The sequence below is a fragment of the Microbacterium proteolyticum genome, from assembly GCF_014192415.1.
Lineage (GTDB): Bacteria > Actinomycetota > Actinomycetes > Actinomycetales > Microbacteriaceae > Microbacterium > Microbacterium proteolyticum.
Genome location: NZ_JACHXY010000002.1, coordinates 425734 through 443881 on the forward strand (window position 1 = coordinate 425734; position 18148 = coordinate 443881).

Genomic DNA, 18148 nt, shown 5'->3' on the forward strand with positions numbered 1-18148 from the left:
GCAGACGCACCCAGGGATCGCTCCGAGACGGCGCGCGAACCCGGACCGGCGGAGAGGTCGCTCCCGGTCGCGCGAGCTCGCTCGGCGACGAGGAGCAACCCCTCACGTACGACGTCGGGCTCAGGACTCCGTGGGGGGCTGCGCGTTGACCGGGGTGCCGGTGAGCGCCGCCGTGGTCACGCGGCGGCGTGAGCGGCCCTGCCCCGGGGCCTTCGGCTCCGGCAGAGCCTCGAGCACCGACTCCAGCAGGGCGTCCTTCTCGGTGCGCGGCGCCTTGGGCTCGCGCTTCTTGCGCGGGCGCTTCTCACGCGCCGGCGCCGGTGCCTCGGTTTCGACCTTCGCCTCGAGGACGGCTTCGACGGATGCCACGACCGCCGCCTCGACGATGGCGGGATCATCGACCGTCGGCTTGACGGTGGATGCCGCGATCTGAGCGAGCGCGGACTTCACGCCCTCGGTGATGACGTGCGTGCCGCCGTTCGCGGCTGCTGCCGCACCGTTGCCGGCGCTGTGACCGGTGTTGCCTGCGGAGGAGGACGCGTTGTTCGACGAACCGGCGTTGCCGCCGCGCCCACGACGGTTCGAGGACCCGCCGTTCGCGTTGCCGTTGCCGTTGCCGTTCGCGGTTCCCGACGGACGGTGCTTGACCACCGGGTCGTGGTGCACGACGACGCCGCGACCGGCGCACACCTCGCACGCCTCGCTGAAGGTCTCGAGCAGGCCGAGGCCCAGCTTCTTGCGCGTCATCTGCACGAGCCCGAGCGAGGTGACCTCGGCGACCTGGTGCTTCGTGCGGTCCCGGCTGAGGCATTCGATGAGTCGGCGCAGCACGAGGTCGCGGTTGGACTCGAGCACCATGTCGATGAAGTCGACGACGATGATGCCGCCGATGTCACGCAGACGCAGCTGGCGCACGATCTCTTCGGCCGCCTCGAGGTTGTTCTTCGTGACGGTCTCTTCGAGGTTGCCGCCCGAGCCGACGAACTTGCCGGTGTTGACGTCGACGACGGTCATGGCCTCGGTGCGGTCGATGACGAGCGAACCGCCGGAGGGCAGCCACACCTTGCGGTCGAGGGCCTTCTCGATCTGCTCGGTGACACGGAACGCGTCGAACGGGTCCTGCTCGCCCTCGTACTTCTCGACGCGCTCGAGCAGGTCGGGGGCGACGCCCTGGAGGTAGCTCGAGATCGTCTGCAGCGCTTCCTCGCCCTGGATGAGCATGCGCGTGAAGTCCTCGTTGAAGACGTCGCGCACGATCTTGACCAGCAGGTCGGGCTCGGAGTGCAGCAGGGCGGGGGCCTGAATGGTCTTGAGCTGGCTCGAGACGTGCTCCCACTGCGAGGTGAGGCGCTGCACGTCGAGGGTCAGCTGCTCCTCGGTGGCGCCCTCTGCGGCCGTGCGCACGATCACGCCGGACGACTCGGGGAGCACCTCCTTGAGGATCTTCTTCAGGCGGGCCCGCTCGGTGTCGGGGAGCTTGCGCGAGATGCCGTTCATCGTGCCGTTCGGCACGTACACGAGGTAGCGACCCGGAAGCGAGATCTGGCTGGTCAGGCGCGCGCCCTTGTGGCCCACGGGATCTTTGGTCACCTGCACGAGCACACGGTCGCCCGACTTGAGGGCGAGCTCGATGCGGCGGGGCTGATTGTTGGTCTCGACGCCCTCCCAGTCGACCTCGCCGGAGTACAGCACGGCGTTGCGTCCGCGACCGATGTCGACGAACGCGGCTTCCATGCTGGGCAGCACGTTCTGCACGCGGCCGAGGTAGACGTTGCCGATGAGGGAGGCGTCCTGGTTGCGGGCGACGTAATGCTCCACGAGCACGTTGTCCTCGAGCACGGCGATCTGGATGCGACCGGCCTTGGAGCGTACGACCATGACGCGGTCGACCGCCTCGCGGCGGGCGAGGAACTCGGCCTCGGTCACGACGGGGCGACGACGCCCGGCCTCGCGACCGTCGCGTCGGCGCTGCTTCTTGGCTTCGAGACGCGTGGAGCCTTTGATGCGCTGCGGTTCGGTGATGACCTCGACGGCGCGCTGGCGGACGGGGGCGGCGGGAGGGTCGTTCTGCTCGACGGGGGCGGGTTCGGTGCCACCACGGCGTCGGTTGCGGCGACGGGCGTTGGCGGACACGCGCTCGGCCGGGCCGTCGTCATCGCTGTCGTCACGATCGTCGAAGTCGTCGCGCAGGGCGAGCGGCGGCAGGGCGGGCGCGTAGAAGTGCAGTGCCGTCGACACGGCCGACACGAAGTTCTCGGGCAGCAGTCCGAGCGAGACCGCGGTCGGGCGGGCGGGTTTCTCGGGTGCGGTCGGCGCCTCGGGCGCGGGCGCGGGCTCGGGCTCGGGCTCGGACTCGACGGGAGCCTCGGGTGCGGCTTCCGTCTCGCCTGCGGTGGGCGTCGCCGCCTCGGCCGTGGGCTCGGTGTCGCCCGACGCCTCGGTCGCCGCGGACTCTTCCGGTGCCGTCTCGGCGGCGTCGACTGCCGCGGGCGCTGCCTCGTCGGAGGCGACCTCGACAGCGTCAGTCTCCACCGTGTCGGTCTCCACCGTGTCGGCCGCTGCGGAGTCGGTCACCGCGGTATCGGTCTGCGCGGTGTCGCTTTCGACAGACGTCGCGGACTGCGCCTGGTCGACCTCGAGCACCGCGGGGGCCCCGGTGTCGTCGGCGACGGCGTCCTCGGCATCCTGGACCGCCGCTTCGTCTTCATCGGCCGCCGAGCCATCGGTGCCGGCCTCGACCGGACTGCCGCCCTCGACGACCGGAGCGTCGGGCGCGTTCGTCGCGGACGTGTCGGCCGCACTCTCGTCGGTGGGGGTCTGATCGTCTGTCACATCGGCCATGTCGGGGGTTCTCCCTGGCGGGCGACACCGCGCGTCGCCCGACGAAATCTCATGCAGCGCCGCACCCGGCGGGGCCGCGAACTCATTCGGTCTGCAGCAGGCCTGCGGCTCGTGCTGCGAAGGGCGGTCGTCGCCCGAAGTCTTCTGGGTGATGTTCCTGCGGCGCGGCCGCGGTCTCATCGACCTTCATTATCGCACGGACCGGCGCCAGGGCCAGCGGACACGTCGGTTCGCCCTCCGCGGAATGCCGACCGCCTGCCGGGCGGGCGCGCGCGGACACGTGGATGCCACGTCCTCAGCGCGCGGAGAAGTCGCGGTGGCAGGATTGCGACATGAGCGAAACCGTCACCCCCCGACGCCCGGTCGTCGTCGCGATCTGGCTGATCTTCGCCGGCATCGTCGGCTGGTGGGCGGCGTTCTCGCTGACGATGGAGCGCTTCCACCAGCTGCAGAACCCGGGGGCTGCGGCATCCTGCGACTTCAGCGTGCTCGTGCAGTGCTCGGCCAACCTGCAGTCCTCCCAGGGCGCGGTCTTCGGCTTCCCGAACCCGATCATCGGTCTGGCGGCCTGGATCGCCCCGATCGTCGTCGGCGTCGCGCTGCTGGCCGGCGCGCGGTTCGCCCGGTGGTTCTGGGCGCTGTTCTGGCTCGGCTTCGCCCTCGCGCTGACCTTCGTCTTCTGGCTCATCGCGCAGAGCCTGTTCGTGCTCGCGACGCTGTGTCCGTGGTGCATGGTGACGTGGTCGGTCGTGATCCCGTCGTTCTTCGTGGTCACGCTGCACGTGCTGCGCGAGGGCGTGATTCCGGGCGCCCGGGTGCGCGAGGTCGCGGACCGGTTGATGGTGTGGGTGCCGCTGATGACGATCGCCGCCTTCGTCGTCGTCGCGGTGCTCGCGCAGGTGCGCCTGAACGTGCTCGCGCAGTTCTGACCCCGCGCACATCTTCAGCCACGCGCACAACCCGAACCCGAATGCCCCGGATGCCGCTGACTCTGCGCAGACCACGGAGGTAGCGCACCGCCGCGGTGACACGCGGCGGCAGGACCCCGCGAACGGCGAAGGCCGCCACCCCCGTGGGAGTGGCGGCCATCGTGGCATCCGGGATCAGGCGAACCAGATCGCGAGCTCGCGCTCGGCGGACTCGACACTGTCGGAGCCGTGGACGAGGTTCTGCTGCACCTTCAGGCCCCAGTCGCGGCCGAAATCACCGCGGATCGTGCCGGGGGCGGCGGTGGTGGGGTCGGTGGTGCCGGCGAGGGAGCGGAAGCCCTCGATCACGCGGTTGCCCGCGAGGCGGATCGCCACCGAGGGGCCGGAGAGCATGAACTCCAGCAGCGGCTCGTAGAACGGCTTTCCCTCGTGCTCGGCGTAGTGCTGGGCGAGGGTTTCACGGTCGGGCTCCACGAGGCGGATGTCGACGAGCGCGTAGCCCTTCGCCTCGATGCGGGCGAGGATCACGCCGGTGAGGCCGCGAGCGACGCCATCGGGCTTGACCAGGACGAGGGTCTCTTCGGTGGCCATGGGTCATTCTCCGTTCGAGAGGTCGGGGTCAGCGGCCCGCCGCGCATTCGCGCGATCGAGGGCCGCTCCCTTGATCGTCGCATACGCCCACATGCCGCCGAAAATGAGCGCGACCACGGCAAGGGCGGGAACGAGGAACCCGCCGAGCAGCAGAAGCACCTGCAGACCCCATCCGGCGAACAGGGCCCAGCGGTGACGGAGCATCCCCGAGACGGCGACCATGGCGATCGCCATCACGACGCCGCCGACGATGCCCCACCACGGCTCGATCCCGAACGGCAGCACCTTGAGGCCGTAGACGACCAGGCCACCGAGGAAGACGATGACCGACTCGAAGCCGAGCACGACGGCGCCGAGCGATTCCTGCGCGCCGCGGTGACGGCGGGGGCGCGGCGCGCGGGGTTCGCGGGGGCTCATGCCTGCCACCCCGACTTCCAGTCCTCCAGCGCGGACAGACGCACAGCCTCGCCGGCCAGCACGACGGAGCCGGCGATGACGACGGCGCGGCGGTCCGACTCCACAGCCCACGCGCGCGCTGCGTCGGCGGCGTCTTCGAGGGTAGGGTGCACGGTCACGGGGAGGTCGGACGCCTCGGCGACGTCGGCGATCACGTCGGGGTCGGTGGCGCGGTCGCTGTCGGGCGCGGTCGCGAAGACACGCGCCACGGCGGGTACGAGCGCCGACACGATGCCGACGGCATCTTTTCCATCGAGGATGCCGATCACGGCACCCCACTCGTCGATGTCGAACGCCTCGTCGAGGGCCGTGACCAGGGCCTGCGCCCCGTGCGGGTTGTGGGCGGCGTCGACGAGCACGGTCGGCGCGGTGCCGACGAGCTGCAGGCGGCCGGGCGAGGACGCATTACCCAGGCCGTCGGCGACCACCTCGGCGGCCAGCGGCTGCGTGCCGCCGCCGATGAGCGACTCGACCGCGGCCACCGCCAATGCGGCGTTGCGGCCCTGGTGCGCGCCGTACTGCGGCAGGTAGAGCTCGGCGTAGGTGCCCGCCACCCCGCGGATGGAGAGCTGTTGCCCGCCCACCGCGAGGGTCTGCGCCTCGAGCGCGAAACCGTCGCCCTCGACGGACACCGTCGCACCCTCTTTCTCGGCGCGAGCACGGATGACGCGGAGCGCCTCGTCGGGCTGCGCGGCCGAGACGACCGCGGCGCCGGGCTTGATGATCCCGGCCTTGACCGTGGCGATCTCGGCGATCGTCGAGCCCAGCCGGTCGACGTGGTCGATGTCGATGGGCGTGAACACGGCGACGTCGCCGTCGGCGGTGTTCGTGGAGTCCCACTCCCCTCCCATGCCGACCTCGAGCACGAGCACGTCGATGGGCGCGTCGGCTGCGACGACGAAGGCGAGCACGGTGAGCAGCTCGAAGAACGTCAACGGGGCGTCTCCGGCCGCGGCGAGCTCGGCGTCCACCATGCCGACGAACGGCTGGATCTCGTCCCACGCGTCGGCGATCGCGGCATCCGCCACGGGTTCTCCGTCGATGAGGATGCGCTCGGTGAAGCGTTCGAGGTGGGGGCTGGTGAACAGGCCCGTCCGAAGCCCCATGGCACGCAGCAGGCTCTCGATCATGCGACTGGTCGAGGTCTTGCCGTTGGTCCCGGTGACGTGGATCACGCGATACGTGCGCTGCGGGTCGGCGAGAAGCTCGAGCACGCGGCGGGTGCGCTCGACGCGCGGCTGCACCCACTGCTCGCCCTGTCGCTCCAGCAGCGCTCCGTAGACGGCGTCCGCCCTGGTGCGGTCGCTCATGCGGGGGCTCCGATCCGCGCGACAGCGACCGTGACGGCGCCCACGTTCGCGTAGGTCTTGGCGGCGATGACGGTCTCGAACTCGGGATCGGTGACGGTGCCACGTTCGATGAGTCGTTGCGTGCGGCTGGCGAGCAGGACGCCTTCGGCGAGGGTCTCGGATGCCACGCCCGCGACGTCGAACGCCTGGGCGACGGCGGCGGCGTCGCCGTCGTCGTCGAACGTGAGGGTCAGCGAGATGCGGTCGCTCACGTCGAATCCGGCGGCCTTGCGGGTGTCCTGGATGCCGCGGATCATGTCGCGCGCCAAGCCCTCGGCCTCGAGCTCGGGAGTGGTGACGGTGTCCAGCAGCACGAATCCTCCGGAGGCCAGCACCGCCAGCGCCTCGCCCTCGGGGCGACCCGCGGTCTCGACGACGAGGTCGTACTCGGCGGGCTCGAGCGGGATGCCCCCGGCGACCACCTGCCCGTCGGCCTCGCTCCAGTCGCCTTCACGCGCGGCCTTGATCGCCTGCTGCACCTGCTTGCCGAGGCGCGGACCCGCCGCCCGAGCGTTGACCGACAGGCGGTGGGTGATGCCGTACGCGGCGGCGGTCCCCTCCTCCAGCGCGACCTGCTCGACGCTCTTGACGTTGAGTTCTTCGCGCAGGATGTCGTCGAATTGCGCCAGGCCGCCGGCATCCGTCGTCACCACCGTGAGCCGCGGCAGCGGCAGGCGCACGCGCTTGCCCTCGCGCTTGCGGAGGGCGTTGGCGACGCTCGAGACCTCGCGGACGGCGTCCATCGCGGCGCGGATGTCCTCGGATGCCGGGAACACCGACGCGTCGGGCCAGTCGGTCAGGTGCACGCTGCGCCCGCCCGTCAGACCCTGCCAGACGCGTTCGGTCACGAGCGGCAGAAGCGGGGCGGCGACGCGCGTGAGCGTCTCGAGCACTGTGTACAGGGTGTCGAAGGCCTCGCGGCTGGACGGGTCGTCGGTCACCCCCACCCAGAAGCGGTCGCGCGAGCGGCGGATGTACCAGTTCGTCAGCACCTCGCCGAAGTCGCGGAGGCGCTCAGCGGCGGTCGTGGAATCGAGGCCCTCGAGGTCGGCGGCGACATCACGCACGAGGTCGCCGGTGAGGGCGAGGATGTAGCGGTCGAGCACATCGGTGGAGTCGGTGCGCCACTGCGCCTCGTAGCCGTCGGGCCCCGACGCATTCGCGTACGTCGCGAAGAAGTACCACGCGTTCCACAGCGGCAGCAGGAACTCGCGCACGCCGGAGCGGATGCCCTCCTCGGTCACGACGAGGTTGCCCCCGCGCAGCACCGAGCTCGACATGAGGAACCAGCGCATGGCATCCGAGCCGTCGCGGTCGAACACCTCGCGCACGTCGGGGTAGTTGCGCAGCGACTTCGACATCTTCTGCCCGTCGTTGCCCAGCACGATGCCGTGGCACGACACCCCGGTGTACGCGGGGCGGTCGAACAGCGCGGTCGAGAGCACGTGCATCACGTAGAACCACCCGCGGGTCTGCCCGATGTACTCGACGATGAAGTCGGCCGGGGCGTGCTCGTCGAACCACTCGTGGTTCTCGAACGGATAGTGCACCTGCGCGAACGGCATGGATCCCGAGTCGAACCACACGTCGAGGACGTCTTCGATGCGACGCATCGTGGACCGGCCGGTCGGGTCGTCGGGGTTCGGGCGAGTGAGGTCGTCGATGTAGGGGCGGTGCAGGTCGACCTCGCCGTCGGCGTTCACCGGCAGGCGGCCGAAGTCGGCCTCCATCTCGGCGAGCGAGCCGTACACGTCGACGCGGGGGTAGTTCGCATCGTCGCTCTTCCACACCGGGATGGGCGAACCCCAATAGCGGTTGCGGCTGATCGACCAGTCGCGAGCGCCCTCGAGCCACTTGCCGAACTGGCCCTCCTTGACGTTCTCGGGCACCCAGGTGATCTGCTGGTTGTTCGCCAGCAGGTCGTCCTTGATGTCGGTCACGCGGACGAACCAGCTCGAGACGGCCTTGTAGATGAGGGGGTTCCGGCAGCGCCAGCAGTGCGGGTACGAGTGCTCGTAGGACGCCTCGCGGAGCAGACGTCCGGCCTGCGTGAGCAGGCGGATGAGCGGGCGGTTCGCCTCGAACCAGAGCTCTCCCGCCACATCCGTTACGGCCGAGAGGAACCGGCCGCCGTCGTCGAGCGAGATGATCGTGGGAAGGCCCGCGGCATCCGCGAGTCGCTTGTCATCCTCGCCGTAGGCCGGAGCCTGGTGCACGATGCCGGTGCCATCCGACACGGTGACGTAGTCGTCGGCGAGGATCTTCCACGCGTTGTGCGTTCCCCACGTCTCGGCGTCGGCGTAGTAGTCGAAGAGGCGGTCGTAGGAGACGCCTTCGAGCTCGGCGCCCGAGATGGTCGTTTCGACGGCCGCGCGGGCGGCATCCGGAGTCTCGTATCCGAGGTCCTTCGCGTAGTTCGCCAGCAGGTCTTCGGCGAGCAGGTATCGGTGCGCGACGGCCTCGAAAGCCTCGTCGGCCGTGCCGTCGGGTGCGCGGTGCACGTCGGCGGCGCCGTTCGGGCCGCCCTCGATCACCGCGTACCGGATGCCGGGGCCCACCGCCAGGGCGAGGTTGGTGGGGAGGGTCCACGGGGTGGTCGTCCACGCCAATGCCCGGACGCCCGTGAGGCCCAGCGCCTCGGCCTTGGCGCCGACGAGCGGGAACGTCACGGTGACCGAGGGGTCCTGACGCATCTTGTAGACATCGTCGTCCATGCGCAGCTCGTGCGTGGACAAGGGCGTCTCGTCGCGCCAGCAGTACGGCAGCACACGGTAGCCCTCGTAGGCGAGGCCCTTGTCGTGCAGTGTCTTGAAGGCCCAGAGCACGCTCTCCATGTAGGTCGTGTCCAGCGTCTTGTACCCGCGTTCGAAGTCGACCCAGCGCGCCTGGCGCGTGACGTACTCTTCCCAGTCGCGCGTGTACTCGAGCACCGACTCGCGGGCCTTGGCGTTGAAGGTCGCCACGCCCATCGCCTCGATCTCGCCCTTCTCGGTGATCCCCAGCTGCTTCATCGCCTCGAGCTCGGCAGGAAGACCGTGGGTGTCCCACCCGAAGACGCGGTCGACCTTCTTGCCGCGCATGGTCTGGAAGCGCGGGAAGACATCCTTGGCGTAGCCGGTGAGCAGGTGCCCGTAGTGCGGCAGTCCGTTCGCGAACGGCGGGCCGTCGTAGAACACCCAATCCTCGGCGCCCTCGCGGTTGGCGATCGAGGCGCGGAAGGTGTCGTCGGTCTTCCAGTACGCGAGCGTGTCGTTCTCGATCGCCGGGAAGCGGGGGCTCGGGACGACGGATGCCGGGGCCCGATGCGCGGCATCCGGGGTCGGGGCGTCGCCGGTCGCGGCAGGGTCGGCAGCCGGGCCGAAGGATGAGGGGCGTGGGTAGGTCATGTCACTCCGCGGGTCGAGGTCTGCTCGCCGGGACGATCCATGCGGACCGCGGTACCACCCTGCATTGCGCACCCTCGCGAGTGCGCCGCTCTCACTGCGGCTGTGACGGGCCTGCCCCGCGCGGTTCTACTCAGGGTCTGGACCCGTTTCTTCCGCGAGCTCCCCGGTGATGGCCGGATCGGTGCTGATGGGCCAAGTCTACGCGCTCACCGCGTCCGGCGCGGCGGCCCCGTGCACACGGGGCTGCTCCCCCTCGAGTGTCCACGGCACCCGGACGGTCGTGCGATGGGCCGAACATCGTCGAGTGTCCACGACACGCCGCTCGCGCCCGGCGGATGCGGCGCGTCGTGGACACTCAACGGCCGGCCCGGTCCCTCGACTCAGCGGGTGAGCCGCGCGGGCTCACGCGCGGAGACCGGCGGCGGCCAGCAGCTCCCGCGTGAAAGGATGCCGCGGAGCGGCGAACACGCGCGGCACGGGACCCGCGTCGACGACCCGTCCGTCCTTCATCACGATCACGTCGTCGGCGACCGCCGCCACCACGTCGAGGTCGTGGGTGACGAAGACCATCGCCAGCTCCCGCTCGCGCTGCAGGTCGAGCAGCCGTTCGAGGATCCGCGATCGCACCGTCGCGTCGAGCGCCGAGACGGGTTCGTCGAGCACGAGCAGATCGGGCGACGCCGCCAGGGCCCGGGCGATGGCGACGCGCTGGCGCTGACCACCCGATAGCTGCGCCGGGCGGCGAGCGACGAATGCCGTCGACAGACCCACCTCCTCGAGCAGGGTGGCCACGGCCGATCGCCGCTCGGAGCGCGCGACGCCCGCGGCGGCGACCGCCTCGATGAGCGTGCGGCCCACGTTCCACCGCGGGTCGAGCGCTCCCCACGGATTCTGCTGCACCAGCTGCACGCGCCGCCGGTCCGCTCCCCGCGCCGCCGCGCGACCCCACGGCCGGCCATCGAAGACGAGCTCCCCGCTGTCCGCGGCGGAGACTCCGACCACGATCCGCGCCAGCGTCGTCTTGCCCGACCCCGACTCCCCCACGACCGCGAGGGTGCGACCGCGCCGCACCTCGAACGAGACGTCGTCGACCGCGACCCGCTCGCCGAACCGCTTCGTCACGCGGTTCGCCGTGAAGATGGGTGCGTCCGATCGAGGCTCGCGCTCCAGCGGTTCGTGCGACACCGCCGCGACGAGCTCTCTCGCGATGGGATGGCGAGGGGATGCCAGCACCTCGGCCGTGACGCCCGTCTCCACGACGCGGCCCTCGTGCATGACCACGACGCGGTCGGCCACCCGCGCCACGGCACCGAGGTCGTGACTGATGAAGACCACGGCGACGCCCTCGTCGGTGATCCGCCGGAGGAGGTCGAGCACACGCGCCTGCACGGTGGCATCCAGGGCCGTCGTCGGTTCGTCGGCGACGAGCACCGCGGGCTTCGCCGACAGGGCGGAGGCGATGAGGGCGCGTTGACGCAGACCGCCGGACAGCTCGTGCGGGTACTGGCGCGCACGCAGGTCGGGTTCGGGCAGCGCGACACGTTCGAGGGTGTCTCGCACGCGGTCGCCGAGGGCACGTCCGCGCACCGACGGCTCATGGATGCGAACGGGCTCGGCGACCTCGGCGCTGATGCGCCGCAGTGGGTCGAGCGAGACCAACGCGTCCTGCGACACGAGCGCGATACGGTTTCCGCGCAACGCCCGCCAGTGCCGTTCGGTCAAAGACCCCGCGTCGACCCCGTCGATCTCCAGTGTCTCGACCGTCCACGACAGTGCGCCCGGCACGATGCCGAGCAGCGCCCGGGCGCTGAGCGACTTGCCCGCACCCGACTCCCCCACGATCGCGACGCATTCCCCGGGTGCCACGTCGAGGTCGAGTCCGTCGATGATCGAGCCGTCGGGGCCGTCGATGCGCAGACCGCGCAGGTGCACGCCGTCCGCGCGACGCTCCCCGGCATCCGGTGTTCTCGAACCCGGCGATCGGCGCGCACCCGGCACCCCGGCATCTCTCCCGCTCATGTCCCGCGCTCCTCGGCACGCGCCCGCAGGGTCCGGCCGACGACGCTCACGCTGACCACCGTCGCGGTGATCGCCAGACCCGGGAAGACCGCGACCCACGGCGCCTGCAGCAGCAGGTTGCGCCCGGCCGACAGCATGAGCCCCCACTCGGGCGTGGGCTCGGTCGGCCCGAGGCCGAGGAAGCTCAGACCCGCGGCGGCCAGGATCGACGTGCCGACGCCGATCGTCGCGAGCACACTCACCGCGCCGAGCACGCCGGGCAGCACATGGCGCACGTGCACCAGCACGGTGGGCACCCCGCTGATGCGTGCGGCCTCGACGTACTCGGCGGCGGCGAGGGTGCGCGTCTGCGCACGCGCGAGACGGATGTAGACGGGTACGGCGGCGATGGTGACCGCGAGGGCGACGTTCGCCGGCCCCGGTCCCAGGACCGCCACCACCAGCAGCGCCACGAGGAATTCCGGGAACGCCAGCAGCACGTCGACGATGCGCATCGCGACCGTGTCGACCGGGCGCGGTGCGACCGCGGCGAGCGAGCCCGCGATCACGCCGATCACCAGCGCGAGTCCCGTGGCCAGCAGGCCGATGCCGACCGAGCGGCCCGCGCCGAAGACGACGCGCGAGTAGACGTCGCGGCCGCTCTGATCGGTGCCGAACCAGTGTGCGGGACTCGGCGGCTGGAGCGTCGCACGCACGTCGGTGAGCAGCGGATCGTGGGTGGCCAGAAGAGCCGGAGCCACCGCGGCCAGCGCGATGACGGCCAGAACGGCGCCGGCGAGCGTGAGGGAGACGGTGCGGCCGGGGCGCACCCGGACGTGGACGGCGTCGGCGCTCACGAGGGCACCGCCGTGCGGACGTCCAGGGTCGTGGTCGCCCTGCGCAGACGCGGGTCGATGAGCGGTACGACCAGGTCGATCACGGTGTTCACGACGACGAACACCAGCGCGCTCAACAGGATCACACCGGTGATCACGGGCAGGTCGCGGTCGGTGATGGCCGCCAGCGTCACGCGCCCGATTCCCGGCCGCGCGAACACCGTCTCCACGAGCACCGCCCCGCCGAGCAGCGAGCCGACGAGGTACGCGGCCAGGGTCAGACCGCCCACGCTCGCGTGCCTCAACGTGTGGTGGACGCTCTCGCGGAGCGGCGTCGCCCCCCGCGCGCGAACACTCAACAGGAACGGCTCACGCTCGGCCGCCTCGACCCCGTCGCGCAGCACCTGCGACAGCAGAGCCGCGACCGGCAGCGCGAGGGTGACCGCCGGCAGCACGATCGCCGCGGCATCCCTCGCCCCCGACACCGGGAACCATCCGAGCTGGAACGAGAACACGCTCAGCAGCACCAGGCCCGTCCAGAACACCGGCGACGAGAGCACGACGAGCTCGATCCCGGATGCCACGGCGCGGCCCGTCCGCCCGCGCACGATCAGGGCGGACGCCAGGGCCAGCACGAGCGCGATGACCAGGGCGAGCGCCGAGAGCTGCAGAGTCGGACCGAGCTGTCGACCGATGACCTCGACCACGGGCAGCCGAAGCTGATAGGACTCCCCGAGGTCGCCGTGCAGCAGCCGGCCCAGGAAAGCGCCGTACTGCTCGAACACCGGTCGGTCCAGCCCGAGGTCGGCGCGGATCCCCTGCTTCACGGCGTCGCTCACCTGCGCCTGCGGTCCGAGCATCACCTCGACGGGGTCGCCCGGAATGATGCGGAAAGCCACGAACGCCAGCGTCGCGGCACCCCAGAGGACCAGGACGACGGATGCCACGATCCCGCCGAGGCGCGAGAGGATCGCGCGGGAGCGAGAGCGTGGCATCCGGGGCCTGTCGTCGAGCCGAGCTCAGCCGACCGACGCGGTGGCGAAGAGCGGACGACCGTACAGGTCGAACGTCAGGCCGCTCACGTCGGGACGCACGGCGCTGATCAACGCGGGGCTGTACAGCGGCACGATGGCGGCGTGCTCGGCGTTCCACTGCTGCACCTGGGCGTAGACCGCGTTCCGGGCGGCGGAGTCGGTGATCGACGCACCCTGCTGCAGCAGCGCGTCCAGGGCGGGGTCGCTCACCTGCGACGCGTTCTGGAAGCCGTCGGTCGCAAGGTGGCTCTGCAGCAGATCGGCGTCGACGCCCGAGAAGCCCCAGTCGGTGATGTCGAACGTCTTCGGGCCGTACTGCTCGTTGTACGCGCCGGGCTCGAGCACCTCGCGCTGCAGGTCGAAGCCCACCGCCTTGAGGTCGCTCTGCACGGCGTTCGCGAGCGCGGCGCGGTCGTCGGGCACCGGGGTCCAGGCGATCCAGCGGGCCGTGAGGCGCTGGCCGTCCTTGGTGCGGATGCCGTCGGCATCCCGTCCCGTCCAACCCGCCTCGTCGAGCAGGGTATTCGCCGCCGCCTGATCGAAGGGCCAGGAGTTCTCGAGGCTCGCGTCGTAGCCGGGAGTCGTGGAACCGAGGATGCTCCACGCGCGCGGGTACTGACCGAAGAAGATCTCCTGCACCGCGGTGTCGACGTCGATGGCACGGGTGAAGGCCTGGCGCACCTTCTGATCGGCGAAGACGCCGTACTTCTCGTTCAGGAACAGCGAGTAGGGCAGGCCCGGGTATTCGAGCGACTCGACGGTGTCGTCGGCGGGGACCTGGCTCACGAGGTTCGGCGGGAGATTCGTCACGACATCCGCCTGACCGCTGGAGAGGGCGCCGACGCGCACCGATGCCTCGGGCAGGATGTCGACGCGCAGCGTTTCGAAGCTCGGCGCGCCGGAGCCGTCGGGGCCCCACGCGTAGTCAGCGTTGCGGGTGTAGACGATGTCCTGGTCGGGCGTGTATTCGGTCAGCTCGAACGGGCCGGTGCCGACGGTGACGCCCGGGCCTCCGGCCTTGAGCTGGTCGGCCTTGGACTCGAGCACGGCCGGAGAGTAGAACCCGAGTAGCGACGTGCTGGCGGCCTGGAGGAACGGCGCGTAGGGCTGCGAGAAGCGCACGCGCACGGTGTGGTCGTCGACCACGTCGGTGCCGGCGTACAGCTCGCCCCCGAGCATGGATGCCGCCTGCGCGGACGCCGTCTCGGGATCGACGATGCGGTCGAAGTTCGCTTTCACCGCGGCGGCGTCGAAGGGGGTTCCATCGTGGAAGGTGACGTCGGTGCGAAGGCGGAACAGGTAGCTCGCGCCGTCGTCCTCGACGTCCCACGACTCCGCCAGCCACGGCGAGAACGTGCCGTCGGCCTCCTGGTAGACGAGTGAGTCGAGGACGGCGCGCTGCACCATGGCCGAGACATCGAGCTGGCTGGTCTGCGGATCCATGTGCCCGGCCGAGAGGTTGGCGCCCTCGATCGCCCAGACGATCTCGCCGTCGCCGGAGGCCTCGGGGTCGGACCCCGCGCACGCGGACAGGGACAGGGTGGCGACAGCGGCGACGGCGACCGCCGTCAGCACGCGGCGGGTGTGCACAGAAGGCATGGAGAGACCTCGGAAATCTCGATGGGGAACCTCCAGCCTACCCGCGTTCCTGGACCCGGTGCGGAAACCCCGGGCGCCGCCCGCTCGCCCGCGGCGAACGCTCGCCCGCCGCTCGCACGGGTCGTCTGGTCGCGTGAGCGTCCACGACGCCCGGACAGTTCTCGAGCACTCCCGGGTCTTCGGGACACTCGCGCAGCCAGGGGGGCATCGTGCCCGCGCCGCGGCCCCGGTCCCGGTATCGTGGATGCCACCCCATCAGGCACGCTCACACAGTGCCGCCCATATCGCTCGAGGAGTACCGCCATGGCCACGATCCCGGAAAAACCCGCGCTGGAAGGCCTCGAGCAGAAATGGGACGCTGCGTGGCGCGAGCGCGGCACCTACGTCTTCGACCGCCTGCGCGCAGCCGAGGTCGGTCGTCAGGGCGTGTACTCGGTGGACACGCCGCCGCCGACGGCATCCGGGAGCCTGCACATCGGCCATGTGTTCTCGTTCACCCACACCGACGTGAAGGTGCGCTTCGAGCGCATGCGCGGCAAGACGGTCTTCTACCCGATGGGCTGGGACGACAACGGTCTGCCCACCGAGCGCCGCGTGCAGAACTACTACGGCGTGCGGTGCGACCCCTCGCTCCCCTACGACGCCGGCTTCACCCCGCCGTTCGCGGGCGGCGACAACAAGAGCAGCAAGGCCGCCGACCAGGTGCCCATCAGCCGCCGCAACTTCATCGAGCTGTGCGAGCAGCTCACGATCGAGGATGAGAAGCAGTTCGAGCAGCTCTTCCGTGAGCTGGGTCTGAGCGTCGATTGGACGCAGACCTACCGGACGATCTCCGACGACTCCATCCGCACGAGCCAGCTGGCGTTCCTGCGCAACATCGAGCGCGGCGAGGCGTACCAGTCGATGGCACCGACGCTGTGGGACGTCGACTTCCGCTCCGCGATCGCCCAGGCCGAGCTCGAGGACCGCGACCAGCCCGCCGCCTACCACCGCGTCGGCTTCGCCCGGACCGACGGCTCGGGCGACGTGTTCATCGAGACGACCCGCCCCGAGCTGCTGGCCGCGTGCGTGGCGCTGGTGGCCAACCCCGACGACGAGCGCTACCAGCCGCTGTTTGGCACGACGGTGCGCACCCCGCTCTTCGATGTCGAGGTGCCGGTGCTCGCCCACCCCCTCGCGCAGAAGGACAAGGGATCGGGCATCGCCATGATCTGCACCTTCGGCGACGTGACCGACATCATCTGGTGGCGCGAGCTCGATCTTCCCAACCGCACCATCATCGGCAAGGACGGCCGGATCGTGGCCGAGGCCCCCGATGTGATCGTGACGGATGCCGCGAGGGCGGCGTACGACGAACTCGCGGGCAAGACGGTGTTCAGCGCCAAGAAGCGCATCGTCGAGCTGCTGCAGGAGTCCGGCGCCATGGAAGGCGCCCCCAAGCCCTTCACGCATCCCGTGAAGTTCTTCGAGAAGGGTGACCGGCCGCTGGAGATCGTGTCGACGCGTCAGTGGTACATCCGCAACGGCGCACGCGACACCGAGCTGCGCGAGCGCCTCGTGTCCCTGGGCCGCGAGATGTCATGGCATCCCGACTTCATGCGCGTGCGCTTCGAGAACTGGACCAACGGTCTCACCGGCGACTGGCTCGTGTCGCGCCAGCGCTTCTTCGGCGTGCCGATCCCGGTCTGGTACGGCCTCGACGAGAACGGCGAGCGGGACTACGCGCGCGTCCTGACCCCCGATCTGACGTCCCTCCCGGTCGACCCCACGGTCGACGTGCCCCCCGGTCACACCGAGGACCAGCGTGGCGTTCCCGGCGGCTTCGACGCCGAACGCGACATCCTCGACACGTGGGCCACCTCGTCGCTCACTCCGCAGCTGGCCGGCGGGTGGCAGCGCGATGAGGAGCTGTGGAACCTGGTGTCGCCGTTCGACCTGCGTCCGCAGGGGCAGGACATCATCCGTACCTGGCTCTTCTCGACGATGCTGCGCAGCGCCCTCGAAGATGACCGGAGTCCCTGGTCGGATGCCGCGATCTCGGGCTTCATCGTCGACCCCGACCGCAAGAAGATGTCGAAGTCGAAGGGCAACGTCGTCACGCCCGCCGACATCCTCACGCAGCACGGCTCCGACGCCGTGCGCTACTGGTCGGCGTCCAGCCGCCTGGGAACCGACGCGGCCTTCGACCCGCAGAACCCCACGCAGGTCAAGATCGGTCGCCGCCTCGCGATCAAGCTGCTCAACGCCGCGAAGTTCGTGCTCTCCTTCCCCGTCCCCGAGGGTGCCGAGGTCACGCACGACCTCGACGCGTCGATGCTGGCGACCCTGGATGCCGTCGTCCGCGACGCGACCGCAGCCTTCGAGGCGTACGACCACGCGCGCGCGCTGGAGATCACCGAGTCGTTCTTCTGGACGTTCTGCGACGACTACCTCGAGCTCGTCAAGGAGCGCGCGTACGACCAGTCCGACGTGGGCCAGGCCTCGGCCGCTCTCGCGCTGCGCACAGCCCTCTCGACGCTGGTGCGCCTCTTCGCCCCCGTGCTCTCGTTCGCCGCCGAGGAAACCTGGTCGTGGTTCGAGGACGGCTCCGTGCACACCGCCGCATGGCCCGAACCCCTCGGCATCGACGGCGACCCGGCCGTGCTCACCGCCGTGAGCGCCGCCCTCATCGGCATCCGGCGCGCCAAGACCGAGGCGAAAGCCTCGCAGAAGACGGCCGTGACATCGCTGACGGTCATCGGTCCTCACGTCGAGGCGCTGCGCCTCGCCGAGGGCGATCTGCGCGCCGTCGGTCGCATCGAGACCATCTCGTTCGAAACCGGCGACACCACCACCGTCACCGACATCGTGTTCGCACCCCAGGAGGACTGATGCAGCTCGGAACCCGTTGGACCGCCCGCGAGCAGCCGCCGAAGGCGGTTCCCGAGGCGTTGCACGCGCAGATCGCCGCGGTCGAAGAGGCGCTGAACCCCGACGGCCTCAGCGCCCCCGCCCCGCGGTGGACCCTGACGTTCCTCGAGGGGCGCCCCGTCGCAGAACTCGACACCGGGGTCATCGTGTCCCAGGATGCCGCGGGCGACGTCGTCGTTCGTTACGACGACGACGACGAGTTCGCCTGAACCGGATCTC

At 70.5% G+C, this 18148-nt stretch carries 12 protein-coding genes; 3 read left to right on the forward strand and 9 right to left on the reverse strand.

The features are described 5' to 3' along the window. Positions 1-120: 120 nt before the first annotated feature. A complete protein-coding gene (locus tag FHS07_RS10385; RefSeq protein WP_183419834.1) occupies positions 121-2841 on the reverse strand; it encodes an Rne/Rng family ribonuclease in 2721 nt (906 codons plus the stop codon). A 332-nt stretch (positions 2842-3173) separates the two neighbouring features. Between FHS07_RS10385 and FHS07_RS10390 the strand changes: the two genes are divergently transcribed. Continuing rightward, positions 3174-3770: a vitamin K epoxide reductase family protein gene (locus tag FHS07_RS10390; protein WP_183419835.1), complete on the forward strand. Its 597-nt coding sequence runs from the start codon at positions 3174-3176 to the stop codon at positions 3768-3770. A 174-nt stretch (positions 3771-3944) separates the two neighbouring features. Here the strand turns inward: FHS07_RS10390 and ndk are convergent, their stop codons facing one another. The 8 genes from ndk to FHS07_RS10430 form a co-directional block, all read right to left on the reverse strand. Continuing rightward, positions 3945-4361 carry a nucleoside-diphosphate kinase gene (gene ndk, locus FHS07_RS10395; protein ID WP_183419836.1) on the reverse strand — a complete coding sequence of 139 codons (417 nt, stop codon included), beginning with the start codon at positions 4359-4361 and terminating at the stop codon, positions 3945-3947. 3 nt (positions 4362-4364) lie between these two features. After that, positions 4365-4778 carry a DUF4233 domain-containing protein gene (locus tag FHS07_RS10400; RefSeq protein WP_183419837.1) on the reverse strand — a complete coding sequence of 138 codons (414 nt, stop codon included), beginning with the start codon at positions 4776-4778 and terminating at the stop codon, positions 4365-4367. Next, complete coding sequence (locus FHS07_RS10405; protein ID WP_183419838.1) at positions 4775-6127, reverse strand: bifunctional folylpolyglutamate synthase/dihydrofolate synthase; 1353 nt, start codon at positions 6125-6127, stop codon at positions 4775-4777. Before FHS07_RS10405 ends, FHS07_RS10400 begins: the two co-directional genes overlap by 4 nt. Further along, complete coding sequence (gene ileS / locus FHS07_RS10410; RefSeq protein ID WP_183419839.1) at positions 6124-9552, reverse strand: isoleucine--tRNA ligase; 3429 nt, start codon at positions 9550-9552, stop codon at positions 6124-6126. Before ileS ends, FHS07_RS10405 begins: the two co-directional genes overlap by 4 nt. Before the next feature lie 402 nt (positions 9553-9954). After that, on the reverse strand, positions 9955-11571 hold the full coding sequence (locus FHS07_RS10415) for a dipeptide ABC transporter ATP-binding protein (RefSeq protein WP_183419840.1): 1617 nt from the start codon (positions 11569-11571) through the stop codon (positions 9955-9957). Next, positions 11568-12407 (reverse strand): ABC transporter permease, encoded by an 840-nt coding sequence (locus tag FHS07_RS10420; RefSeq protein WP_343054679.1) that lies wholly within the window; start codon positions 12405-12407, stop codon positions 11568-11570. Before FHS07_RS10420 ends, FHS07_RS10415 begins: the two co-directional genes overlap by 4 nt. After that, positions 12404-13381, reverse strand: a complete 978-nt coding sequence (locus FHS07_RS10425) for an ABC transporter permease (RefSeq protein WP_183419841.1) — start codon at positions 13379-13381, stop codon at positions 12404-12406. The genes FHS07_RS10420 and FHS07_RS10425 overlap by 4 nt, the downstream gene beginning before the upstream one ends. A gap of 24 nt (positions 13382-13405) precedes the next feature. Next, complete coding sequence (locus FHS07_RS10430) at positions 13406-15019, reverse strand: ABC transporter substrate-binding protein (protein WP_183419842.1); 1614 nt, start codon at positions 15017-15019, stop codon at positions 13406-13408. Positions 15020-15322: 303 nt separating this feature from the next. On the opposite strand from FHS07_RS10430, the gene valS reads away from it, so the two are divergent. Then, positions 15323-17890, forward strand: a complete 2568-nt coding sequence (gene valS / locus FHS07_RS10435) for a valine--tRNA ligase (RefSeq protein ID WP_183419843.1) — start codon at positions 15323-15325, stop codon at positions 17888-17890. Next, positions 17890-18138 carry a hypothetical protein gene (locus FHS07_RS10440; protein WP_183419844.1) on the forward strand — a complete coding sequence of 83 codons (249 nt, stop codon included), beginning with the start codon at positions 17890-17892 and terminating at the stop codon, positions 18136-18138. The genes valS and FHS07_RS10440 overlap by 1 nt, the downstream gene beginning before the upstream one ends. Positions 18139-18148: the final 10 nt, after the last annotated feature.